This is a genomic window from Rhizobium sp. CSW-27 (assembly GCF_018760785.1).
Classification (GTDB): domain Bacteria; phylum Pseudomonadota; class Alphaproteobacteria; order Rhizobiales; family Rhizobiaceae; genus Neorhizobium.
Genome location: NZ_JAHHZO010000008.1, coordinates 68,564 through 91,764 on the forward strand (window position 1 = coordinate 68,564; position 23,201 = coordinate 91,764).

General features: G+C 65.3%; 26 protein-coding genes and 1 tRNA gene. 10 read left to right on the forward strand and 17 right to left on the reverse strand.

Features of this window, described 5'->3' with window-relative positions; translation table 11 throughout:
* Positions 1-22: 22 nt before the first annotated feature.
* The 3 genes from KLP42_RS16145 (at position 23) to KLP42_RS16155 (ending at position 1,418) form a co-directional block, all read left to right on the forward strand.
* A complete protein-coding gene (locus KLP42_RS16145) occupies positions 23-892 on the forward strand; it encodes an NAD(P)-dependent oxidoreductase (RefSeq protein WP_215567941.1) in 870 nt (289 codons plus the stop codon).
* 5 nt (positions 893-897) lie between these two features.
* The gene (locus tag KLP42_RS16150) at positions 898-1,215 is read left to right on the forward strand and encodes an Rdx family protein (RefSeq protein WP_215567942.1); all 318 of its coding nucleotides are present in this window, start codon (positions 898-900) and stop codon (positions 1,213-1,215) included.
* A gap of 118 nt (positions 1,216-1,333) precedes the next feature.
* Positions 1,334-1,418, forward strand: a tRNA-Leu gene (locus KLP42_RS16155).
* A gap of 131 nt (positions 1,419-1,549) precedes the next feature.
* Here the strand turns inward: KLP42_RS16155 and KLP42_RS16160 are convergent.
* The 4 genes from KLP42_RS16160 to KLP42_RS16175 form a co-directional block, all read right to left on the reverse strand.
* Positions 1,550-1,909, reverse strand: coding sequence for a hypothetical protein (locus KLP42_RS16160; protein WP_215567944.1), 360 nt, complete (start codon positions 1,907-1,909; stop codon positions 1,550-1,552).
* A 96-nt stretch (positions 1,910-2,005) separates the two neighbouring features.
* A complete protein-coding gene (locus KLP42_RS16165) occupies positions 2,006-2,857 on the reverse strand; it encodes a C40 family peptidase (RefSeq protein ID WP_215567946.1) in 852 nt (283 codons plus the stop codon).
* 12 nt (positions 2,858-2,869) lie between these two features.
* The gene (locus tag KLP42_RS16170; RefSeq protein ID WP_215567948.1) at positions 2,870-3,220 is read right to left on the reverse strand and encodes a MarR family transcriptional regulator; all 351 of its coding nucleotides are present in this window, start codon (positions 3,218-3,220) and stop codon (positions 2,870-2,872) included.
* 67 nt (positions 3,221-3,287) lie between these two features.
* Positions 3,288-4,670, reverse strand: coding sequence for a leucyl aminopeptidase family protein (locus KLP42_RS16175; RefSeq protein ID WP_215567949.1), 1,383 nt, complete (start codon positions 4,668-4,670; stop codon positions 3,288-3,290).
* A 138-nt stretch (positions 4,671-4,808) separates the two neighbouring features.
* Between KLP42_RS16175 and KLP42_RS16180 the strand changes: the two genes are divergently transcribed.
* The gene (locus KLP42_RS16180; RefSeq protein ID WP_215567951.1) at positions 4,809-5,648 is read left to right on the forward strand and encodes a tetratricopeptide repeat protein; all 840 of its coding nucleotides are present in this window, start codon (positions 4,809-4,811) and stop codon (positions 5,646-5,648) included.
* Between the two features lie 43 nt (positions 5,649-5,691).
* Here KLP42_RS16180 and KLP42_RS16185 read toward each other — a convergent pair whose 3' ends face one another.
* From KLP42_RS16185 to KLP42_RS16225, 9 genes are all read right to left on the reverse strand, one after another.
* Positions 5,692-6,672 (reverse strand): type II secretion system F family protein, encoded by a 981-nt coding sequence (locus KLP42_RS16185; protein ID WP_215567953.1) that lies wholly within the window; start codon positions 6,670-6,672, stop codon positions 5,692-5,694.
* 10 nt (positions 6,673-6,682) lie between these two features.
* On the reverse strand, positions 6,683-7,696 hold the full coding sequence (locus KLP42_RS16190) for a type II secretion system F family protein (RefSeq protein WP_215567955.1): 1,014 nt from the start codon (positions 7,694-7,696) through the stop codon (positions 6,683-6,685).
* Positions 7,697-7,709: 13 nt separating this feature from the next.
* Positions 7,710-9,191, reverse strand: coding sequence for a TadA family conjugal transfer-associated ATPase (locus KLP42_RS16195; RefSeq protein WP_215567957.1), 1,482 nt, complete (start codon positions 9,189-9,191; stop codon positions 7,710-7,712).
* A gap of 37 nt (positions 9,192-9,228) precedes the next feature.
* Positions 9,229-10,512, reverse strand: a complete 1,284-nt coding sequence (locus tag KLP42_RS16200) for a CpaE/TadZ family protein (RefSeq protein WP_215567959.1) — start codon at positions 10,510-10,512, stop codon at positions 9,229-9,231.
* Positions 10,513-10,534: 22 nt separating this feature from the next.
* Positions 10,535-11,185: a CpaD family pilus assembly protein gene (locus KLP42_RS16205; RefSeq protein WP_252193048.1), complete on the reverse strand. Its 651-nt coding sequence runs from the start codon at positions 11,183-11,185 to the stop codon at positions 10,535-10,537.
* Positions 11,186-11,199: 14 nt separating this feature from the next.
* On the reverse strand, positions 11,200-12,807 hold the full coding sequence (locus tag KLP42_RS16210; RefSeq protein WP_215567963.1) for a type II and III secretion system protein family protein: 1,608 nt from the start codon (positions 12,805-12,807) through the stop codon (positions 11,200-11,202).
* Positions 12,804-13,616 carry a Flp pilus assembly protein CpaB gene (cpaB, locus tag KLP42_RS16215; RefSeq protein ID WP_215567966.1) on the reverse strand — a complete coding sequence of 271 codons (813 nt, stop codon included), beginning with the start codon at positions 13,614-13,616 and terminating at the stop codon, positions 12,804-12,806. Before cpaB ends, KLP42_RS16210 begins: the two co-directional genes overlap by 4 nt.
* A 127-nt stretch (positions 13,617-13,743) precedes the next feature.
* Positions 13,744-14,262: an A24 family peptidase gene (locus tag KLP42_RS16220; RefSeq protein ID WP_252193049.1), complete on the reverse strand. Its 519-nt coding sequence runs from the start codon at positions 14,260-14,262 to the stop codon at positions 13,744-13,746.
* 99 nt (positions 14,263-14,361) lie between these two features.
* On the reverse strand, positions 14,362-14,547 hold the full coding sequence (locus KLP42_RS16225) for a Flp family type IVb pilin (protein WP_215567968.1): 186 nt from the start codon (positions 14,545-14,547) through the stop codon (positions 14,362-14,364).
* Positions 14,548-14,956: 409 nt separating this feature from the next.
* On the opposite strand from KLP42_RS16225, the gene KLP42_RS16230 reads away from it, so the two are divergent.
* From KLP42_RS16230 to upp, 6 genes are all read left to right on the forward strand, one after another.
* Complete coding sequence (locus KLP42_RS16230; protein WP_252193050.1) at positions 14,957-15,331, forward strand: pilus assembly protein N-terminal domain-containing protein; 375 nt, start codon at positions 14,957-14,959, stop codon at positions 15,329-15,331.
* A gap of 121 nt (positions 15,332-15,452) precedes the next feature.
* Positions 15,453-16,085, forward strand: a complete 633-nt coding sequence (locus KLP42_RS16235) for a TadE/TadG family type IV pilus assembly protein (protein WP_215567970.1) — start codon at positions 15,453-15,455, stop codon at positions 16,083-16,085.
* Positions 16,082-16,684 carry a TadE/TadG family type IV pilus assembly protein gene (locus KLP42_RS16240; RefSeq protein WP_215567972.1) on the forward strand — a complete coding sequence of 201 codons (603 nt, stop codon included), beginning with the start codon at positions 16,082-16,084 and terminating at the stop codon, positions 16,682-16,684. The genes KLP42_RS16235 and KLP42_RS16240 overlap by 4 nt, the downstream gene beginning before the upstream one ends.
* Positions 16,685-16,775: 91 nt before the next feature.
* On the forward strand, positions 16,776-17,996 hold the full coding sequence (locus tag KLP42_RS16245) for a phosphopentomutase (RefSeq protein ID WP_215567975.1): 1,221 nt from the start codon (positions 16,776-16,778) through the stop codon (positions 17,994-17,996).
* Positions 17,993-19,006 carry an adenosine deaminase gene (locus KLP42_RS16250; RefSeq protein WP_215567977.1) on the forward strand — a complete coding sequence of 338 codons (1,014 nt, stop codon included), beginning with the start codon at positions 17,993-17,995 and terminating at the stop codon, positions 19,004-19,006. Before KLP42_RS16245 ends, KLP42_RS16250 begins: the two co-directional genes overlap by 4 nt.
* A 79-nt stretch (positions 19,007-19,085) precedes the next feature.
* Positions 19,086-19,715 (forward strand): uracil phosphoribosyltransferase, encoded by a 630-nt coding sequence (upp, locus tag KLP42_RS16255; protein ID WP_215567979.1) that lies wholly within the window; start codon positions 19,086-19,088, stop codon positions 19,713-19,715.
* Positions 19,716-19,799: 84 nt separating this feature from the next.
* On the opposite strand, the gene deoA is transcribed toward upp, so the two are convergent.
* From deoA to KLP42_RS16275, 4 genes are all read right to left on the reverse strand, one after another.
* Complete coding sequence (deoA, locus tag KLP42_RS16260; protein WP_215567981.1) at positions 19,800-21,110, reverse strand: thymidine phosphorylase; 1,311 nt, start codon at positions 21,108-21,110, stop codon at positions 19,800-19,802.
* Between the two features lie 2 nt (positions 21,111-21,112).
* Complete coding sequence (gene deoC / locus KLP42_RS16265) at positions 21,113-21,883, reverse strand: deoxyribose-phosphate aldolase (protein WP_215567984.1); 771 nt, start codon at positions 21,881-21,883, stop codon at positions 21,113-21,115.
* A 123-nt stretch (positions 21,884-22,006) separates the two neighbouring features.
* Positions 22,007-22,810, reverse strand: a complete 804-nt coding sequence (locus KLP42_RS16270) for a purine-nucleoside phosphorylase (RefSeq protein WP_215567986.1) — start codon at positions 22,808-22,810, stop codon at positions 22,007-22,009.
* Complete coding sequence (locus KLP42_RS16275; RefSeq protein ID WP_215567995.1) at positions 22,807-23,199, reverse strand: cytidine deaminase; 393 nt, start codon at positions 23,197-23,199, stop codon at positions 22,807-22,809. Before KLP42_RS16275 ends, KLP42_RS16270 begins: the two co-directional genes overlap by 4 nt.
* Positions 23,200-23,201 lie beyond the last annotated feature (2 nt).

Genomic DNA, 23,201 nt, shown 5'->3' on the forward strand with positions numbered 1-23,201 from the left:
GGACTGCGGGAAAGGGAGGCGCATGCAGACGCAACGCATCGGGATCATCGGGCTTGGGCGGATGGGCAGCGCCATGGCCGAACGGCTTGCCAGCGAGGGTTTTTCGGTCACCGGCTGGACGCGGCGCGGCGTGAACGAGGAGCAGGCGGCAGCTCTCGGCTTTCGCCCGGCAGCGGATCTGGCAGGTCTGGTCGAAGCCGCCGACATCCTCATCCTGTCGCTGATGGACGACGCGGCGGTGGAGTCCGTGCTCGGCGAACTGGAGCGGCTCGACCTTTCCGGGCGGCTGGTGGTGGAAACCAGCACCGTCAGCCCGAACATCCTGCCCGCCCATCGGACCGCTCTGGCGGCGGCCGGCGCCCAGGCGATCGATGCGCCGATTTCCGGCGGGCCGGACCAGGTGCGCCAGGGCAGCATCGGTCTCTATATCGGCGGCGATGCCGACAACGTGGCGCGCTTCATGCCGGTGGCGGAACGGCTCTCCAACCGCATTCACCACATTGGCCCGCTGGGGCATGGCGCGGCGGCCAAGCTCGTCAACAACATGATGCTGCTCGGCCTGTGGCAGACGCTGAAGGAGGCGCTGCAACTCGGCCAGGCGGCGGGCCTCACCCGCGAGACGATGTTGCGCTTCCTCGAAACAAGCCCGGCGGCAAGTCCGGCGCTCAGATCCCGCCTGCCGGTCATTCTGGGGGAGAGCGATAGCGTCGGCTTCTCGCTGTCCGGCGTGGCGAAGGATGCGGGCGTGGTGATGGATCTCGCCCGCGCCCTGAACCTGACCCTGCCGGCGATGATCGCCGCCCGGCAGAGCTTTGTCGACGCGGAACAGGCGGGGCTCGGTGAGAAGGACCTTGCCACCATGGTGCGCGCCGCGACCGAATCGGAAGGATGAACGAAATGAGCAACAAACCCCGCGTGACGATCCACTACTGCACCCAGTGCAACTGGCTGCTCCGCTCCGCCTGGATGGCGCAGGAACTGCTGCAGACCTTTGCCGACAGCCTCGGCGAAGTGGCGCTCGCCCCGGGAACCGGCGGCATCTTCGAGATCCGCGTCGATGACCAGCTGATCTGGGAGCGGGTTCGCGACGGCGGTTTTCCGGGTCCCAAGGAGCTGAAGCAGCGGGTCCGCGATGTGATAGAGCCGGATCGCGATCTTGGCCACATCGATCGATCTTCCAGCAAAAACAAGGGGGAAGAAGCGAAAACCCCGTGAATGCAGGCTATCTGCAAAAAGCCTCATGAACGGCCGGGGAAGAAAAATCGCGCTTGACACAGAAACTTCAAAAAGGCCGTTGACAGGCGAAGCGGCTACCAGTACATGGCTCCTCGTCGCCCAGATGGCGGAATTGGTAGACGCGCAGGTTTCAGGTACCTGTGCCGCGAGGCGTGGAGGTTCGAGTCCTCTTCTGGGCACCAAATTCCCAAGGTCAAGTCGGTACCAACGGCTTGAATTCCAACAAAAAAGCCCGGCTCTGCCGGGCTTTTTTGTTGCCTGCAAACCGGGGCGCAAACGACAGCCTGCCGGTGGTGCCGGGCGGCTGTACCTTTCAGTATCGCGGCAGGTCGGTGGGGTTGAGACCGGGCACCCACGGACGGTCGGGCATCTCGGTGCTCGAATAGGTTATGCCGTTCTTCTCGCAACGATAGACGGTCACGGGAACGCTGTCGCTGCTGAGGATGTCGTCGCGCCGCCAGCGACGGTATTCGATGGCGGTGGTGCAGGTCGGCTGTTCTGCCGCCTTCTCGTTTGCCAGCGCCTCCGGGGAAACGACGCCCGGCAGATCCTTGTAGACCGGCGCCGGGTTGGCCCAGTAGGGCGTGGGCTTGCCATCGGCGGCAAGCGACGGCGTGGCCAGCAGGAGGCCGAACATCAGCGCCTGGAAAAAGCCTCGTTCTGCCATCGTCATCACACGCCCTCCGTGCTCGTCATTCATGCCTCATGTAATCGTTCCGTCGCGCAGCTGCCATAGGCCGGCAAAACGTTTGCGTGATGAATGGCCGCCTCAGACGGGGCGGCGGAAGCCGGTCGGCTGGCCATAGAGCCAGCCGATGCGGGCAATGGCATCGGTGAGCGGCTCGCGCGCCACCGTCATGCTGTGGCCATTGGCATGCAGCAGGGTGGCCTCATCTTCCAGAATGCCGACATGGCCCTTCCAGAAGACCAGATCCCCGCGCCGGGCCTCCTCCGGGAGAATAGGTGCACCAAAGGCTGCCAGCATGTCGGAATCGCGCGGTGCGGCGTGGCCGGCCATCATCAGGGCAAGCTGCACCAGTCCCGAGCAATCGATGCCGAAGCCGGAGCGGCCACCCCAGAGATAGGGCGTCTCCAGGAAGCGCGCGGCAATCCTGGTATAATCCTCGGCAACGACCTTCTCGACGGGCAGGCAATGGGCGGCAATCACCGCACCGCCGGAGGCCAGCGTGAAATAGCGCGTGCCGCGCGTTTCCGCCTCGCCCGTCACCGTGACACGGCTTCCCATGGACAGCGCCATCAGCGGCACCTTGCGCAGTTCCGCCTCGGGATAGACGAAGCTGCGCGGCGCCACGAGCCAGTGGGTGGGCGCCAGAGGCGCCTGCAGCATGCGTTCCGGCAGATAGCCGACATAGCCGTCCTGCTCCGCCTGCACCCAGGCCCAGCCATCGCGACGGTCGAAGACACGAACTTCCTCGCCGAACAGAAGCTGTGTATCGATGCCTCGCGCTGGATCGGGTGCGGGCCTGAGATCGGCAACGGGCACGGCAATTGTCGCCGGCTCGCCACGCACGAAACGGGCGGCCTCGACGCGGCCGGAGAGCCGCTCATCGGCAAGATCCGGGCGGAAGGCATGCAGGCGGCGATCGAGCGGTTCGGTCATGAGCGCCCCTCCTCAGGGCATCGGGCGGCGGGCCTCGCTGCGGATGAGGTCGCCGAGTTTTTCCAGATAGAGCGCACCCGAAAGCGTGCGCCTGATGACGACATTGCGCCGGTCACGCTCGTCACGCACCCGGTCGACCAGCTGCAGCGCGCCCATGCTGTCGAGCGCCCGCGTGATCACCGGCTTGCTGACGCCGAGCGTGGCGGCGAGCCCCCGCACCGTGTGGGGCGGAGGCACGAGATAGATGTGCAGGAGGATCGACAGCTGGCGAAAGCTCAGGTCATGCCCGCCCTGGCGCACCTGCTCCAGGGTGACACGATGCCAGAGGCCGAGCGCCTCGGTGGCCGAAAGTTCCGCCGGCATATGGCTCTCCCCTTCCCTGCCTCACGCCCTCATCCTTCCAGCAGGCCGGGAGGAGGGCAAGCCCCGATCAGGCGAGCGTGGCAATGTGACGGTAGAGCGCGCGGATCGCCTGCGCCTCACCGCCCACCGGCGTCTGCGGCTTTTCGGCAGGCGACCAGGCGTAGATGTCGAAATGCGCCCAGCTCCTGGTATTGGCGACGAATCGCTTGAGGAAAAGCGCCGCCGTGATCGACCCCGCCATGCCGCCCGAAGGAGCGTTGGTCAGATCGGCCGCCCGCGTGCGCAGATCCTTCTCGTAGCCCTTGAACAGCGGCAGGCGCCAGACCGGATCGGATTCGGCGCGGCTGGCAGCAGCAAGCGCCAGCGCCAGATCCTCGTCATCGGTGAAGAAGGGTGGCACGTCGGGGCCGAGCGCCACGCGGGCGGCCCCCGTCAGCGTTGCCATGTCGATCATCAGATCCGGCGTCTCCTCGTCGGCATAGGCCAGCGCATCGGCAAGAACGAGACGTCCCTCGGCATCGGTATTGTCGATCTGCACCGTGAGGCCCTTGCGGCTGCGATAGATGTCGCCCGGGCGGAAGGCATTGGCGGAAATGGAATTTTCAACCGCCGGCACCAGCACGCGCAGATCAAGATCCAGCCCCGAATCCATGATCATCAGCGCCAGCGCCAGCACATTGGCGGCTCCGCCCATGTCCTTCTTCATGAGCAGCATCGAGGAGGGCGGCTTGATGTCGAGGCCGCCGGTATCGAAGCAGACGCCCTTGCCGACCAGCGTGACCTTGCGGGCACCCTTGCGGCCCCAGCGCATCTCGAGGAGGCGCGGCGCCTCGGCGCTGGCACGCCCGACCGTGTGGACCAGCGGAAAATTCGCCGTCAGCAGGTCATCGCCGACGATGGAGGACGCGGTGGCGCCATAATGGCTGCCAAGCGCCCGGAACACGGCTTCCAGTCGCTCCGGCCCCATATCGTTGGTCGGCGTGTTGACGAGATCGCGGGCGAGGAAGACGGCGGCCAGCTGGCGGTTCAGCGCGTCGGCATCGACGCCGTCCGGCAGGGCGAGGAAGGCCTCGATCGGTTTCGGCGTGCGGTAGGTATCGAAGCTGTAGCCGCCAAGGCCGAAGCCGAGAGCCGCCTGCTCCGGCGTCAGCGCGCCGGCCTTGATGCGCCAGGTGCCGGGCGGAAGGGCGCGGGCAAGTTTTCCCGTGATGAAGGGATCCGGGTCGGCACCCAGACCGAACAGGGCGCCGGAGACCACGCCATCGCCCCCCTGCAGCAAAAGCAGGCTTCCCGCCTCCGCCTTGAAGCCGGCGGAGCGCGCAAAGGCCACCGCAGCGGCAGAGGGCCGGCCCTCCTCCAGCTCGGCGGGGGTCAGCGCATGGACGATCAGCGCCTCGGAATTTCCGGAAACGAAGGGGGAGGGTCTTTCGACGAACTGGTAGGGGGCCATGGAATGCTTTCAGAATCGGGCACTTAACGTGTTGTTAGGGTTAACAGACTATTGCTTGTATCGAGATTGCGCCACCCATGATCTGCCGCGCGTGAAGCAGAAAAATGGCGGGGCCTGCTTCGCTTGCGGGATATCACCATGACTGCCTCCTCCCTGCCCTTCCGTCGCCCCGGCCTGCTGCGTTCCACCGCGGCCTGCCTGCTGGTTTCGCTGGCGCTGGCCTCCTGCGCCACGCAGGGCCAGGACCGCGTGACGACGGGGTCCATCGCGGCGCCGCGACTGGCAAAGCCGGTCGAAACGATGACCGCTCCGGAACTGGCGGAGGCGGAACGCTCCGTGGGGGCGGCCTATGACCGCAACCCGAAGGACCGCGATACCGGGCTGAACTATGCGACCATCCTTCGCATGAACGGCAAGAACGAACAGGCGCTGGCGGTGATGCAGCAGGTGGTGATCGCCAATCCCGCCGACCGCGAGGTGCTGGCGGCCTATGGCAAGGCGCAGGCCGCCGCCGGCCAGCTGGAACAGGCGCTCGCGACGATTTCGCGTGCCCAGACACCCGACCGCCCGGACTGGCGGCTCCTTTCGGCAGAGGGAGCGGTGCTTGACCAGCTCGGCCGGTCCGACGAGGCACGGCGCAAGTATCGCATGGCGCTCGACATACAGCCGAACGAGCCGAGCGTGATGTCCAATCTCGGGATGTCCTACGTGCTCTCCGGCGAATTGCGCACGGCCGAAACCTACCTGCGCACCGCCATCCAGCAGCCGACGGCCGACAGCCGCGTGCGCCAGAATCTTGCCCTCGTCGTCGGCCTGCAGGGTCGCTTCGCCGAGGCGGAAGAGATTGCCCGGCGCGAACTGACGCCGAGCCAGGCGGAAGCGAACGTCACCTATCTGCGCACCATGCTGTCCGAGCAGAATGCCTGGGCACGCCTGGCCGGCAAGGACGGCAAGGCAGCGGCTCGCAGCATCGAGTGAACGGGCGGCACGCGCCCCGCGGCACGATCCCGGCCAAGCATCGTCAGAACCGGTCGGCCACCTGAATGCCGGCCGGGCCCAGGATGACGGCGATCAGCACCGGCAGGAAGAACAGGATCATCGGCACGGTGAGTTTTGGCGGCAGGGCGGCCGCCTTCTTCTCCGCCGCATTCATCCGTTCGTCTCGCCCCTCCTGCGCCAGAACGCGCAGCGCCTGGGCAACCGGCGTGCCATAGCGGTCCGCCTGGATCAGCGCCGTGGTGACGGCCTTGACGATGTCGAGCTGGGTGCGGATGGCAAGGTTCTCCAGCGCCTGGCGCCGGTCGGGCAGGAAGGACAGCTCGGCCGTGGTCAGCACCATTTCCTCCGCCAGTTCCGGCGATTGCGGCGCGAGCTCCTCGGCAACGCGGCGCATGGCGGCCTCCAGCGAGATGCCGGATTCAACGCAGATCAGCATCAGGTCCAGCGCGTCCGGCCAGGCGCGCTTGATCGAGGCCTGCCGCTTGGCGACGCGGTTGCTGACATAGATGTTCGGCGCATAGAAGCCGATATAGGCCGCCACGATGGTGGCAAGCAGCCGCATCGGCAGCGGCCGCGAGGCGAGATTGCCAAGCCCGAAGATCCACAGGGCGGCAAACGCGAGACAGACGAAGGGCAGCACGAAGCGGCAGACGAGGAAGATGTTCAGCGCATTCTGCGAGCGCAGGCCGGCAGCCTTCAGCCGGTTGACCGTCTTGTCGTCCACCAGCGCCGTATAGAGATTGAAGCGCTCGACGATCTGGCGGATCGACTGGTTGTTCTGCGCGCGAAGCGAGGCCCGGCTGTGCTCCGCATTCAGCCGCGCCCGCTCGCGGGCCCGCATCTGTTCGCGCTCGGAGGAAACCGCCTTCATGCGCTTCTTCAGCGCATCGCCTTCCAGAAGCGGCAGGACGAGCGTGCAGAGCGTGGCAAAGACGGCCACCGCGACGAGAATCGCCACCAGCAGGCCGGGATCGTTCAGTTTCGCCACCAGCGCCTCGACCATGCTGCCGCCCTCAGATCTCGAAGTTGATCATGTTGCGCATCACGAAGATGCCGATCGACATCCACACGCCGGAAAACAGCAGGATCATGTGCCCGCGCGGATCGGTGAACAGCACCGCGAGATAATGCGGCGAAGTGAGGTAGACGAGGAGCGCCACGATGAAGGGCAGCGCGCCGATGATGGCTGCCGACGCCTTGGCCTCCATCGAGAGCGCCTGTACCTTGGCCTTCATCCGCCGCCGCTCGCGCAGCACCCTGGCAAGATTGCCCAGCGCTTCGGACAGATTGCCGCCCGCCTGCGCCTGGATGGCGATGACGATGGCAAAGAAGTTCACCTCGGGCAACGGCATGGTCAGGATCATGCGCGCACAGGCATCCGGCAGGCTGATGCCGACCTGCTGGCTTTCGACCACCCGGCGGAATTCGCTTCTGACCGGCTCCTGCCCCTCGCTGGCGATCAACCGCATGGCATCGTTCAGCGGCAGGCCGGAGCGGATCGAGCGGGTAATGAGGTCGAGGGCGTTGGGCAGTTCCTCGAGAAACTTTTCCTGCCGGCGGCGGATCACAACGCCAAGCCCCCAGCGCGGCACGCCGAGGCCCGCGACAAATCCCGCACCGGCCACCACGGGCAGCGGCAGGCCGGCAAGCAGGCCGATGAGGCAGACCAGCAGGCCGAGACCGGCGCTGAGGAGGTGAAAGCGCGAGGGCGACAGCGGCAGGCCGGAACGGGAAAGCTTCGCCTTGATGCTTCGGTCACCGATCTTGCGCGACTGTTCCAGCTGCTTGCTCTCCAGCGCCTTCAGCGATTCCTGCAGGGATTTGCGGCGCCTCGAGATTTCCTGCACCCGGTCGCGCGCCGCCTTCACCTTGCCGCGGTCGGTCTCGGCCGCCTTGACGCGGGTGACGCGGCTTGCCGTCTTGCGTTCGACCTCCAGACGGGAAAACAGGAAGACATAGGCCAGCCCGCCCGCCGAAAGCGCGACGAGGCCCGCCAGGGCAAGGGCCGTCAGATCCAGTCCGAACATGTCGTCCCCCTTCTCAGCTGCTGAGCTTTTCCATCTGGTCGAGGGCGGCGGCCAGTCGCCGGTCCTCGTTGTAGTAGCGGGCGCGGTCCCAGAAATGCGGCTTGACGATGCCGGTGGAAAGATGGCGGCCGATCAGCCGGCCGGCGGCATCCTCGCCCTCGATTTCGTAGCGCATGAGATCCTGGGTGATGATAACGTCGCCTTCCATCCCGACGACCTCCGTCACATGGGTGATGCGGCGTGAGCCGTCGCGCAGGCGGGCGGCCTGGATGATGACATCGATCGAGCCGGCGATGATCTCGCGCACGGTGCGGGCCGGCAGCGAGAAGCCGCCCATGGCGATCATCGATTCCATACGGCTCAGGCATTCGCGCGGCGTGTTGGCGTGAATGGTGCCCATGGATCCGTCATGGCCGGTGTTCATCGCCTGCAGCAGGTCGAAGACTTCGGGGCCGCGCACTTCGCCGACGATGATCCGCTCGGGGCGCATGCGCAGGCAGTTCTTCACCAGGTCGCGCATGGTGATCTCGCCCTCGCCCTCGATATTGGGAGGACGGGTTTCGAGGCGCACCACATGCGGCTGTTGCAGCTGCAGTTCGGCCGTGTCCTCGCAGGTGATGACGCGCTCGTCGAGATCGATGTAGCGCGTCAGGCAGTTGAGCAGCGTCGTCTTGCCGGACCCCGTGCCGCCGGAAATCACCACATTGCAGCGCACCCGGCCGATGATCTGCAGAAGCGTCGCGCCTTCCGGGCTGATCGCCCCGAAGCGGACCAGCTGTTCCAGCGTCAGCTTGTCGCGCTTGAACTTGCGGATCGTCAGCGCCGGCCCGTCAAGCGCCAGCGGCGGCGCAATCACGTTGACGCGCGATCCGTCCGGCAGACGCGCATCGCAGATCGGGCTCGATTCATCGACACGGCGGCCGACCTGGCTGACGATGCGCTGGCAGATCGACAGAAGCTGGGCATTGTCGCGAAAGCGCACATCCGATTCGATGGTCTTGCCGCCGACTTCGATGAAGGTCTGGCCGGCGCCGTTGACCATGATGTCTGCGATGTCGTCGCGCGCCAGAAGCGGCTCCAGCGGCCCATAGCCCAGCACGTCGTTGCAGATGTCCTCGAGCAGTTCCTCCTGCTCTGAGATCGACATGGCGAAGTTCTTGATGGTGATGATGTCGTTGACGATGTCGCGGATTTCCTCGCGCGCGCTCTCGGTATCGAGCTTGGCAAGCTGCGACAGGTCGATCGTGTCGATCAGGGCGGAAAACACCTCGCCCTTCGTGTCGTAATAGGCCTCGGTACGGGTCTGGCGGCGGCGCGGCGCGGCGGAGGACGCCACGGGTGGCGACGGGATCTGCGGGCGCACAGCACCGGAGCCAACCTCGATCAGAATGTCCGGCAGCACCGGCGGCGAAACGGCAGGCGCGGCCGCCGGCGAGGCCGATGGCGCAGCCTTGCCCGTCTTTGCCAAACCATCCTGTCCGCGTCTGCCAAACATGCCGTCGTTCCGTTTCCTGTCCACTGCACGGCGAGGCCTATGCCCCGCGCAAAAGATCCAGCATGCGCGCAAGCCCGCCCTTGCGGCTTCTCTTCACCGAGGCACGTCCGGTCAGCGCATGCGACAGCTGCGAGAAGATCTCCGCCGTCGGGCACCGGGCGTCGATCTCGGAAATCATCCGGCCGCTGTTGGAGGCATTGCCGAACAGCTGGATGTCGAAGGGGATGATCGCCAGCGGTTCGAGTTCCAGCGGCTCGACGAATTCGGCGGGGGCGATTTCCGGACGTTTCGGCATGCCGACCTGATTGAGGATGAGATGTGGCGGCCGGTCATTGGGCCGCAGCTTCTTCAGCGCGTCGATCTGGTTCTTGGCATTACGCAGGTTGGGCAGGTCCGGCACGGCGGTGATGACGACCTCGTCCACATCCGCAAGCACGCTGCGCGTCCATTCCGACCAGGCATGCGGCAGGTCGATGACCGAAACCGGGGCGCTGCGCTGCAGCACGTCGATCAGCGGCTGGAAGGCGGAGCCATCGAAATCATAGGCGCGGTCCAGCATCGAGGGCGCGGCCAAAAGCGAAAGATGCTCCGAGCACTTGGTCAGCAGCCGGTCGAGAAACACCTCGTCCAGCCGCTCCGGCGCATAGACGGCTTCCGCAATGCCCTGCGCCGGATCCTGGTCGAAATCGATATTGGCGGTGCCATAGGCAAGATCGAAATCCGCCAGGATCGTTTCGGTGGCAAACAGCGTGGAAATGCCGAAGGCGCAGTTGTGGGCGATGGTCGAGGAACCGACGCCGCCCTTGGCGCCGATGAAGGCAATGGAGCGGCCGAGCGGCTCGGCATCCGGATCGACGAAGATGGTGGCGATCGCCGACAGGAGGTCCGGCATCTTCACGGGCGTGACGAGATAGTCGGAAATGCCGTTGCGGACGAGTTCGCGATAGAGCGTGATGTCGTTGTGACGGCCGATGATGATGACGCGGGTGGACGGATCGCAGACCTCGGCCAGCGGCGCCAGCTCAGCCAGAAGCTCGGCGGGCCGGGCCTCCGTTTCCAGAATGATCAGATTGGGCGTGGGGGCTGCGGCAAACATGTTGGCGGCCGCCTGCGTGCTGCCGCTCGTTACCCGCATGTTGACCTTGGCCATGCGGCGGTCCTGGCCCAGCCGTTCCATGATGCCGTGCATGGCCTCGCTTTCGCAGAAGGCATGCACGGAAATGCGCGGCAGCGGGCGCAGCTGGTCCAGTTCGCCGGGCCGCGACGCTTCCGGTTCATCGGGCTCTGCGGTGCGGCGGATGTCGTAGTCGATGGCGTTCATGGGGCTCTCATCCTTCGCCGCATCAGTCCGAGGCCGTATCCTTGCCGGACCGGTAGAGATCGATGACCGTGGAGCGACGCGCCGCATCGATCGGCGTCGTGCCGCGCGGCCCGAGAAGATCGCCCGGATTGTCCAGCTGGGCGGCGAGATTGTTCTGGGAGGCGCAGCCGAAATTGTACCAGTTGCGATTGCCCCCGGTATCGTTGGCGAGATCCTCCGGCCATTCGCCGCACGGAGCCGTGACCGCGCGGGTGGCGGTAAAGGAGAGACGCACCGGTGCGGCATCGCCCGCCGCATCGGCCGCATAACCGGTGAGGACGAGGTTCTGCGGCCGCACGCCGGCCATCGTCAGCGTGGCGCGGATCTCGCTGACGAGGCGGGCCGCGGCCGGTGCATTCGGCGAGCCATGCGGCATCTGCACCTGCAGGTGGCCGGCTGCCGAGGCGAGATAGCTCTGGGCAAAGCCGCGGATGGTATCCTTCATGCCGAGCGTCAGGCGCGTGTCGCTCGGCCCGACGGGGATGTCGAGCGCATTCTGCGCCTCGGTCAGCACCACCGGATGACGCTGGCGGTAGTCCATCGGAATGGAACCGGTCGTCAGGCTGCGGTCGGCGCAGCCGGCGGCGAGTGTCGCGGCGATCAGCAGGGCGGCAGCGGAAGATGGGCGGATCATGGTCCTTGCGCCTCTCATTTGTAGATGAACCCCACGGCACCGTGGTAGCGGCCGGTCGCCGCCTGCTCCTTGCGCCCGTAGAGCTGGTTGACGCGGTTCATGAAGAAGGTAGGTCCGTCGGCCTCCGGATTGAAATTGTCATCGGGGCGCGCCAGCTGGTTGCGGGCCACCGGCCGCACCAGATAAGGCGTTGCAATGATGACGAGTTCGGTCTCGTTGCGGATGAAATCCTTGCTGCGGAACAGCGTGCCGAACACCGGCACCTTCGCGATGCCGGGCAGGCCGGACATGGCCTGGCGCACATTGTCCTGCACCAGGCCGGCAATCACGATCGATCCGCCGGAGGGCAGTTCCACCGTGGTGGAGGCCTCGCGCTTGCGCAGCGACAGATAGGTGGAGCCCGGCACCGCATTGGAGGTGCCGTTGCCGGTGGCAATCGAGCCTTCATAGGTCGGCTCGGACACATTGGTTTCGATCTTCAGGCTGATGCGCCCCGCCGACAGCACGACCGGCCGGAAATTCAGCTCCACGCCGTAATCGACCGATTCCACCGTGCGGCTCACGGTTGTCTTGTTGTCGTCGTCGATATCGACTTCCTGCTGGCCGGCGAGGCGATATTCGCCGCCCACATAGAACTTGGCCTGCTCGCCCGAGATGGCGGTGAGACTGGGCTCGGCCAGCGTGCGCATGACGCCCGCCTGCTCCATGGCATTGACATAGGTGGCGATGCTGGTGGTGCCGATCTTGCCGACCACGCCGCCGACGCCGCCGACATCGATGGCATTGCCGAGATTGGCCGGATTGGCAAAGGAAATGCCGCCGCTCGCCTTGCTGCCGCTGGTCGTTACCGAGCCGTTGAAGCCGAGCTGCTTCAGCACCTGCCGGCTGACCTCGGCCACGGTGACCTTCAGCGTCACCTGGTCCTCGCCCTCGATCTTCAGCAGATTGACGATCTGCGAGACCTGGCGGTCCTCGGCAAAGATCGCCACGTCGCCATTCTGTGCCGAACTGGTGGCGGTCTCGTTGCGGGTTGTCGCCTCGCCACCCTTCAGGAAGGCGCTCGCCAGTTTTTCCGCCTGCAGCGCGTCCTGCGGCGTGCGCACCGTGCCGGTCAGCACGATGTTGTCGGAGATGATCTCCACCTTGATGTCGGATTCCGGCAGGAAACGACGCAGGTTCTGCTGCAGGCCGGCGATATCGCGCTCGACCTCCAGATCAAGGCTGACGATCTCGTCGCCACCCTCGCCGAAGATGAAGATGTTCGTCTGGCCCACCGCCTTGCCGAACAGATAGATGCGCCGCGAGGTGCGCGTGACGGCATCGGCGATCGAGGGATCGGCAACCAAGATGTCGTGCGCATCCGTCGGCAGGTCCACCACCAGCGCCTTGTTGAGGCCGAGATGCAGGCGCTTGCGCACGCCGCGCCCCGCCTCGGTGATGCGGATGACGCTCTGTTCCTGGGCCTGGGCAAATGCCGGTGCGACAAGGCCGCCCACGGGCGACAGAAGCGGCAGGGCGGAAAGGATGCCGAGGGCAAGTGCAACAACCGGCAGGCCCGCGCGGCGGCCCGCGGCGCTTCGGCCTGCAGTGATCCGGTGGGGACTGATGAGGGAGGTGATCATCGCGGCTCCGTGCGTGCAATGCTGCCGGTCACGATGTTGCCGGACTTGATGACCTGGACCTCGGCCTTGCCGTCGCCGCCGGAAAGAAGATAGCCGGCGGCCCGGTCGTCGGCCTCCTGCGCGTCGGCGACCGATCGCAGGGCCAGCGTCAGGCGGTCGGCCATCTGCTGCGCCACCGCCATCACCCTGGCCTGTTCCGGCGTCAGTTCCAGCGTCGCGGTGGTGCCGATGACGGACTTGCTGCCATCCTTCTTTTCCTCCACCTGCTGATCGATGGCGAGCACGCGGATATTCGTCAGCACGGCTTCGGTGAGGTAGCGGCCTTCCTCGTTCTTGCGCACCATGATCACGTCCACCCGGTCATTGGGCAGCACGAAGCCGCCGGCGCCCGTCGCGACCGAGATTTCGGTTGCCACCGCCCGCTTGCCGGCCGGCAGCAGCGAGGACATGATGCGGGTGGAGGCATCCGCGACCTTTTCTGCGCGGATCGGCTCGCCGGTGAAGATCGGCAGGCGCACGATGAGACCGTCGAGCTTTGCCATGGCATCCGGCTGGGCCGCATCGGTGATGAAGCCCTCGGCAATGCCGCTTTCGGGCCACGCCATCCAGCGAATCGAATTCCGTCCGATCCGGCTGCCGACCGGCAGGTTCTCCGCCGAGACCAGCACATTCACCGTAGGCTCCTTGCGAACGACCTCACGGGCCTGCTGCACCACCGTCTTTTGTCCCGCCAGACGCATGGCCAGCACGCCGGCGAGACCGGCCGCGACAATGGCGACGGCGAGAATGATCAGGCGCGCGGGTTTCATGACAAGACCTTGAGGAACATCGAATATGCCCCGCAGGATGTCCCGGATTGGTGTAATTAAGGTTAATAAGCGCCTTAGGGAAATGGTTAATTCACGATAACCATTGGCGGTTTGCGTTAACCCTTTGTTAGGGTGTCGCATCAAGCAGGGCGAGGATCAGCGGCGCCTTGCCGAAGCTTGCAAGCCCGCCGATCGCGATCGCGACGGCATAGGGAAGCCTGTTGGACGAGACCAGCGAGGCAGGCATGGACGATGCCAGCGCCGGCAGCCGCCGCGCGGCATGACGCAACAGGAGCACGGCAAGCGCCAGGGCGCCTCCGGCAAAGCTCACCGCAACAAGATATTCAAAAAGAGATATATTGAAACCGAACCACAGGGCCGAGGCGGACAGGAGCTTGGCATCGCCGCCACCCATCACGTTCAGTGCGAAGAGCCCGAAGCCCGCAAGGAAGACCGAAAGGGCGGCCACGGGGGCAAGCGCGATCTGCGCCCACGGCAGGCCGGCGACAACGGCGGCCGGAAAGAACAGCAGCACGAGCGCGATGGAAATCCGGTCGGGAATCGTCATCGCCCGCAGGTCGCAGACGGCGGCGAGGACCAATGCCAGCGGCAGAACCGCCAGCAGCATCATGGCAAGCACATGCATACCCATCCCCTGCGCGGCGCCGACGTTGCGGATCACGTCCGGCCAAAGTGCAAAAGCCGCCCCTTCGGCGGCTTCCCAAGGTCAAAAGTCGGTTCAGACTTACTGGTGGGCCTGGTTGGCCGTCGACATTTCCGTCGATACGCGGGTGAAGGTCGCGCTCAGATTGTCGCCGAGCGTGCTGGCGCCGGCAATCAGGGCAACGGAGATCAGGGCTGCGATCAGGCCGTATTCGATGGCCGTGGCACCCGATTCATCCTTCACGAAACGTGCGAAAAGCTTGGACATTCATCTCTCCTCATTCGGGTCTCTCAGCACCGCCGACCGCTGTTGTCCGCGGTTCGGCTGCGGGCAAACTACGGCCACGGCCTTGCGATCGGCTTAAAATGTCTGGTTAGGATTTGGTTAACATCCACTGACGGAATACACGGCAAATGTGCAGCAAACAAAATTGTCGGCATTTGATCGATGTGCCGGGAAAGACCTAGATTACCGCCAATACCCTGAATTGCAGGGGTTTTGCGATTTGCGCGCGCGGCACCCCTGCAACCCTTCGGCACAATGGCGGGCTCCGGCTGAGCGCCTCCGGCCAAAAAACGAGCAATTTCGGGACGTTAATGCTTCATTCAGCATTAACGTCCATGCTTTCGGCCAGGAACACTGACCGCAAGGGCCGAACGTCATGCTGCGCTGCGCCATGATTTTGCTGATCATTTCCGCCGGAGCCGCGGCGGCGGCGGAGCCTGGCCGGCTGCTGCGCGTCTACATGAATCAGGCGCGGGTGCTGAAGCTCGACCGTCCCGTCGCCAAGGTGATTGTCGGCAATGCGGATGTGGCCGATGCCACGGTGGCCGATCCGACCACCATCGTGCTGACCGGCCGCGCCTTCGGCACGACCAATCTCGTCCTGCTCGATTCCCGCGGCGAGGCGATCGCCGACGAGCGCATCCTCGTCTCGATCGATGAAGGCAATACGGTGCGCGTCTACCGCCAGACGGAGCGCACCGTGCTCTCCTGTACACCGGCCTGCGAACAGCACGCCGAAACCGGCAGTGCCGGATCGGGCAACTGAGCCGCCCGCGCACCATCCCGGCGGCGGCTCCGGACTGGTGCAAATCGAGACACTGCCGCAACGGAATCTCAAGACAATCGCCCTAGCGTCGGGACCTCAAGAGAGGATCCGGACAGGGGCAATGCTGCAGATCGCCGATCACCACGACAGGCAGACCGGGAAGGCGCCATCGGGCCGCTTCGCCTTGCGCCGCCTGCTCGGCGCGCGCGACGGAGCGGCCGCCATCGAGTTCGCCATTCTGGCGATTCCCTATTTCCTGATCGTGTTTGCCATCATCGAAACCTTCGTCGCCTATACGGCCGAGCAGCTCGTCTCGAACGCCGTGGAAAAGCTGTCGCGCGATCTCAGGACCGGACGCATCACCTATGGCCTGAACCGCGCCACCGACAAGAGTGCCGCCCAGTTCCGCCAGCTGTTCTGCGACGAGGTGTCCATCCTCATTCACTGCACGGGCGAGGACACCGGTTCCGGCCTGCTTTATCTCGACGTGCGCAGCTTCGACAGCTTCGCCGACATTCCGACCACCATTCCGCGCCAGTCGACCGACCTCTATGCGGATATCGACACTTCCTCCTTCCGCTATGCGCCGGGCGGGGCAAAGACCATCAACATGGTGCGCGCCTATTATCGCTGGCAGGTGATCACCGATCTGGTTCGGCCCTACATCACCAATATCCGGCCCGCCGACGGCTCGCTTCCGACCGATTTCCTGATCGTGGCGACCTCTGCCTTCCAGAACGAGGATTATCCATGAGAACGGAGCGGCCGCTCGACGGACAGCGCCACCGGCCCGGGCTGATCCTGACACTTCGCCGGCTGCTGGCCGACCGGCAGGGCGTGGGCGGGGTGGAATTCGCCATCCTGGCCCCCATCCTGATCTCGCTCTACATCACCTGCTTCGAACTGACGATGGGGCTCAGCGTCGCCAAGCGCGCTACCCGCGCGGCCTCCACCATCGCCGATCTCGTCACGCAGCAGACCTCCGTCAACAAAGCCTTCCTGGCCACCATGCCGGATGTGACGGAGGCGATCTTCGTGCCCTACCGCAAGGAGGCCGATGCGGTGAGCCTGAAGATCACCGGCATTGCCATGGATGCAAACGCCACGGCGAAGGTGCTCTGGTCGTGGCAGGAAGACGGCACCCGACCCTACAGCGCAGGCACGAGCGTCAGTGACGTGCCGGATGAGCTGAAGGCGGCCAACAGCTTCCTCGTGCGCGCCGAGCTTTCCGTGCCCCACCAGCTGCTGATGTTCCTGCCCGGCATTTCCAGCGAAACACGCACGATCACCATCAGCCGCACCTTCTTCTATCGCCAGCGCGTCGGAGACAGCATCGCCTGCACCGACTGCTGAGCAGGCTTTGCCAATCTGCCTGCGGAACTGTATGAGGAGGCTTTGGCGGTCGCCTCCCGGCAGGCGGGCTGCCCATCAGATCAGGTGAACGATGGCACGCGCCTTCCTTTTCGTACTCGATTCCTTCGGCATCGGCGGCGCCCCGGATGCCGAGCACTACAACGACCTCGGCGCCAACACGCTCGGCCACATCGCCGAATTCTGTGCCGCCGGTGCGGCCGATCGCGCCGGCCTGCGCAAAGGGCCGCTCCGGCTGCCCAACATGTCGGCGCTCGGCCTCGTGCATGTGGCAAAGCTCGCCAGCGGCGATCTGCCGGCCGGCATGCCGATGCCGGAGCGCGTCTTCGGCCTGCATGGTGCGGCAAGCGAGGTCTCACGCGGCAAGGATACCCCGTCCGGCCACTGGGAGATCGCGGGAACGCCCGTCATGTTCGACTGGGGCTATTTTCCGGCAGACGGCGAAGCCTTCTCGCCGGAACTGGTCGAAGCGATCTGTCGCGACAACGGCCTGCCCGGCATTCTCGGCAACTGCCATGCCTCCGGCACGGAAATCATTGCCCGCTTCGGCGAGGAGCATATCCGCTCCGGCAAGCCGATCTGCTACACATCGACCGATTCCGTCTTCCAGATCGCCGCGCACGAGATCCATTTCGGCCTCGACCGGCTGATCGCGCTCTGCGAAAGCGTGCGCCGGCTGATCGATCCCCTGAACATCGGCCGGGTGATTGCCCGCCCCTTCCTCGGCGAAACCCCGGAAACCTTCGAGCGCACCGGCAACCGGCGGGACTTCTCCGTCCTGCCGCCGGAACCGACCCTGCTCGACCGGCTGGTGGAGGCGGGCCGCACGGTGCATGCCGTCGGCAAGATCGGCGATATCTTCGCCCATCAGGGTATCTCCCGCGTCATCAAGGCGAACGGCAACGAGGCGCTGATGGATGCGACCCTTGCCACCATCGAGACGGCTCAGGATGGCGATCTGGTCTTCACCAATTTCGTCGATTTCGACATGCTCTACGGCCATCGCCGCGACGTGCCGGGCTATGCGGCCGCACTCGAAGCGCTCGACAGGCGGCTTCTCGACGTGCACCGGCGCATGAAGCCGGGCGACCTGATGGTCCTGACCGCAGACCACGGCTGCGACCCCACCTGGCGCGGCACGGACCACACCCGCGAGCGGGTGCCGATCATGGCCTATGGCCCCGGCATTCCGGCCCGCATGGTCGGCATTCGCGATACCTATGCCGATATCGGCGAAACAGTTGCGGCCCATCTCGGCATCGCGCCCGGCCGCCATGGACGGAGCTTCCTGTGACCGCAGATCTTCTGAAGGCCGAGATTCACTGCCACATCGAAGGAGCCGCGCCGCCGGCGCTGGCGCTGCGGCAGGCCGAGAAATACGGCGTCGATCCCTCCGGTTTCATGGATGGCGACGGCTATGCCTGGCGCGATTTCGCCGAGTTCATAGAGGCCTATGACCGGGTCGCCGCGCTGTTTCGCACAGAGGAAGACTATGCGCTCCTGACGGAAAGCTACCTGCTGGAACTGGCCGCGATCAACACGATCTACAGCGAGATCATCGTTTCGCCCGACCATGGCGACCGCATCGGCCTTGGCGCCGATGCCTATCTTGCCGGGATCACCGACGGCATCCTGTCTGCCCGCGCAAAGACCGGGATCGAGGCGCGCATCATCGTGACCGGCGAGCGCCATTTCGGGCCGGAACGGGTGGTGGCCGCCGCGCAATATGCGGCGCGCAGCCACAATCCGCTGGTCACCGGCTTCAACATGGCCGGCGAGGAACGCATGGGCCGTGTGGCCGATTATGCGCGTGCCTTCGACATTGCCCGCGATGCAGGCCTTGGCCTCACCATCCATGCCGGCGAGGTCTGCGGCGCCTTCAGCGTCACCGATGCGCTCGATCTCGTTCGGCCGTCACGCATCGGCCACGGCGTGCGCGCCATCGAGGACGACGCACTGGTGGCGCGGCTTGCCGAGAGCGGCGTGGTGCTGGAAGTCTGCCCCGGTTCCAACATCGCGCTCGCCGTCTATCCGGATTTCGAGAGCCACCCCTTGCGTCGCCTGCGGGAGGCCGGTGTACGCGTCTGCATCAATTCCGACGATCCGCCTTTCTTCCGCACCTCGCTGGCCCGCGAATACGAGATCGCCGCCGGCGTGATGGGCTTCGGCAGGGCGGAGATCAACGCAATGACGCGCACGGCTCTGGAATGTGCCTTCGTGGACGAGGAAACGCGGGCGCGCCTGCTCGCCCGCCTCGATGAATCCGCTCAGCCGGCTGGGGAAGATGCCGCAAAGCAGCGCTGAACGCTTGCGGTTGCCGGCCTTTCCGTGAAAGAAAGATGACGACAGAAAGACACAAGAAGAAGGACGAAGGCAGCTTCCCATGGACGGCGTAACAGTCATCAATCACCCGCTTGTACAGCACAAGCTCACCATCATGCGCCGCAAGGAAACCTCGACATCGAGCTTCCGCCGGCTGCTGCGCGAAATCTCCACCCTGCTCTGCTACGAGGTCACCCGCGATCTCGAACTGACCATGGAGACGATCGAGACGCCGCTGACCGAGATGCAGTCGCCGATCCTGGAAGGCAAGAAGCTGGTCTTCGCCTCGATCCTGCGCGCCGGCAACGGCCTCCTGGAAGGCATGCTGGAACTGGTTCCGGCCGCGCGCGTCGCCCATGTCGGCGTCTACCGCGACCATGAAACGCTTCAGGCGGTCGAATATTATTTCAAGGCGCCGGAAGCGCTGTCGGAGCGTCTTGTCATCGTCGTCGACCCGATGCTGGCCACCGGCAATTCCTCGATTGCCGCGATCGAAAAGCTGAAGGAGCGCGGCGCAAAGAACATCCGCTTCCTCTGCCTGCTGGCGGCCCCGGAAGGCATCAAGAATTTCCAGGCCGCCCATCCGGACGTGCCGATCTTCACGGCCTCGATCGACAGCCATCTCAACGAGAAGGGCTACATCATGCCCGGCCTCGGCGATGCCGGCGACCGCATGTACGGCACCAAGTAAGCATCGACACCACACGGAATGAACAATGCCCGCGGACCGGTTGGTCGCGGGCATTTTTATGGGCGGATATGGAAAGCGCGGCCCTCAGCCGATGCGCCTGAGGATGACCGGACGCTCCGGCGGCGCCTGATCCGCGATGCGGTAAAGCCTGGCCATGGTGGCAACCGCCTTTTCCGCCTGAGTCTCATCCGCGGCATGCACAAAGGCAATGGGATCGCCCTTTTCAACGCGGGTGCCAAGCGGCAGGATGCGGTCGAAGCCGACGCGGTGGTCGATGCCGTCGCGGGCGAGCCGCCGCCCGCCGCCGAGTTCCACCACCGCAAGCCCGATGCCGCGCGCATCGGTCTCCGCCAGGATGCCGCTTCGTGGTGCCGGGACAGGACGGATGACGGATGCTGCCGGAAGATAAGTTGAAACCCGCTCGACGAAATCGGCCGGGCCGCCCAGCAGATGCACCATGCGGGCGAAATGCTCCAGCGCGCGGCCCGAGGCGAGCGCCGCCATGGCCTGCTCCTGCCCCTCGGCCAGGGTGGAGACGAGGCCTGCCTGCAGCAGCATTTCCGCGGCAAAGGCCAAAGTGACAGCCTCGATGCGGGTTCCGCTCTTGCGGCCGGTGAGGAAATCGACGCAGTGGGCGATCTCGACCGCATTGCCGGCGGCATCGGCGAGCGGCTCGTTCATGTCGGTCAGCAGGGCGGACGTCTTCACCCCTGCCCCATTCGCCACCTCGACCAGCGAGCGGGCCAGCGCCTCGGCCTCCTCCACGCCCTGCATGAAGGCACCATTGCCGAACTTCACATCGAGAACCAGCGTTTCGAGCCCGGCGGCAAGCTTCTTCGAAAGAATCGAGGCCGTGATCAGCGGAATGGATTCGACCGTCGCCGTCACGTCGCGGATCGCATAAAGGCGCCGGTCGGCCGGGGCGAGATCGCCGGTCTGGCCGATGATCGCGGCTCCCGCTTCACGCACCACCCGGCGAAACTGCGCTTCCGAAGGCGCCACATCATAGCCGGGAATCGATTCCAGCTTGTCCAGTGTTCCGCCGGTATGGCCGAGGCCGCGGCCCGAAATCATCGGGACGGCCAGTCCGCAGGCGGCAACGATCGGCGCCAGCATCAGCGAGACATTGTCGCCGATGCCGCCGGTCGAATGCTTGTCGCCGATCGGCCGGCCGATATCCGCCCAGGAGAGAACATCGCCGCTGTCGCGCATGGCAAGTGTCAGTGCCACGGTTTCGGCGCGTGTCATGCCGCGAAAGAAGGTGGCCATGGCAAAGGCCGCCACCTGCCCTTCCGAAATGCGGTTCTCGGTCAGCCCCTTGATGAAGGCTGCGATCTCCGACGGGGCAAGTTCCACCCCGTCGCGCTTGCGGCGGATGATCTCCTGCGGGATCATGCTCAGTAACCGCTCGATACGCGGCTGGAGGGTGCGCCGGCAATCACGTTCAAAATGTCGTCCAGCAGGCTGGACGCACCGAAGCGGAAGGTGGAGGGCATCAGCCAGTTGGCGCCCATGATCGTCTCGGCAAGCCGCAGATAGAGATCGGCATCCGCCACCGTGGAAATGCCGCCGGCCGGCTTGAAGCCCACCTTCCTGCGGCTGTCGCGGATTGCCTGCAGCATGATGTCGGCGGCTTCCAGCGTGGCGTTGACGGAGACCTTGCCCGTCGAGGTCTTGATGAAATCGGCGCCGGCCTCGATCGCCAGTTCGGAGGCCCGGCGGATCCTGCCGCTGTCGCGGATCTCGCCGGTTTCGAGGATCACCTTCAGGCAGGCCTCCGGGCAGGCGGCGCGCACGGCAGTGACCATCTCGCTGACGGCCGTCTCATCGCCGGCAAGGAAAGCCTTGTAGGGAATGACGAGATCGATCTCGTCGGCGCCATCGGCGATCGCCTGGCGGGTTTCCTCGACGACGGTCTCGACCGGCAAATCGCCGGAAGGAAAGTTGACGACGGTTGCAATGCGCACCGGATGATCCGGCCCCAGAATGCCGCGCGCCTGCGCGACAAAGCGCGGCCATATGCAGATGGCAGCCGAATGTCCGTTCGGCGTCTGCGCGCGGGCGCACAGCGCCTCGATCGCGGCGGCATCGCAGTCGTCGCGCAGGTTCGTCAGGTCCAGCAGCGACAGCGCGAACGCGGCCGCTTCGCGCGGGCTCAACAGTTCCATGGGCTTACCTCCCGGCTTCATCGGAGTGTGCATCATTATCCTTCAATCGATTAGACGCAAGACAGGAAGGACCTGCCACCGGTCTGCAGCAGCCGGCAGCACGGGTGTGATCCAACGGGCCTGTCAGGCAATGGTTTCCTGCGAGAACAGGTCTTTCAGGATGGTGGCGAGGCGCCGGCCGCCGCGCGGCGCCATTTCCTTGGTTTCCTCGTGCGACAGTTCCGCCCCGGTCATGCCGGCACCGAAATTGGTGATGACCGAACAGGCCGCGACCTTCAGCCCGACATAGCGGGCCAGAATCACCTCCGGCACCGTCGACATGCCGACCGCATCGGCCCCCAGGATGCGCGCCATGCGGATCTCCGCCGGCGTTTCGAAGCTCGGGCCGGAGAACCACATGTAGACGCCGGAATGCAGCGGCGTCGCGGTGCGGATCGAGGCATTGCGGATGGCAAGCGCCAGACCCGCGTCATAGGCACTGGTCATGCCGACGAAGCGTCGGTCGCCGGTTTCGCCGATCAGCGGGTTCATGCCGGAATAATTGATGTGGTCGGCAATCTGCATCACCGAGCCGGGCGGCATGTCTTCCTTCAGCGAGCCGGCGGAATTGGTAAGGATCAGCGCCTGCACGCCGATGCCCTGCAGCACCTCGATGGGAAAGCGCATGGCCGACGCATCGCCATGCTCGTAGTAATGGGCGCGGCCGGACAGCATGATGACCGGATGGCGACCGAGAGTGCCGGCCACCAGCTCCCCGGCATGGCCGGTAACGCCGCTCGCCGGAAAGCCCGGCAGTTCGCCGTAGGAAATCCGCACAGGCTTTTCGACCTCCGCCACCAGCGAACCGAGCCCGGATCCCAGCACGATGGCATGACGCGGCATCAGCCCGTCCAGCCGGTCCACCAGCAGGTCTATGACAGACTTCATCCGATCACATCCGTCTGGAAGGAGAAGGGCAGGAGTTCATCCATGGTCAGCGTCTTCTGCACACCCACCTCGTCGCAGAGATAGACGCGGGTTTCGGGGCCTGCGAATTCGGCGATCTTCTGGCGGCAGCCGCCGCAGGGCGGGCAGCAGGCGAGCTTTTCGGCAATCACCGCAATCTCGAGGATCTTGCGGCCGCCGCCCATCACCATGTTGCCGATGGCAGTCGGCTCGGCGCACCAGCCCTGCGGGAAGGACAGGTTCTCGACATTGGCGCCGAGATAGATCCTGCCGTCATCGGCCCGGATGGCAGCCCCCACAGGGAACTTCGAATAGGGCGCATAGGCCTTCTGCATGGCCGTGCGGGCCGCTTCGAACAGGTCTTGCGCCATGA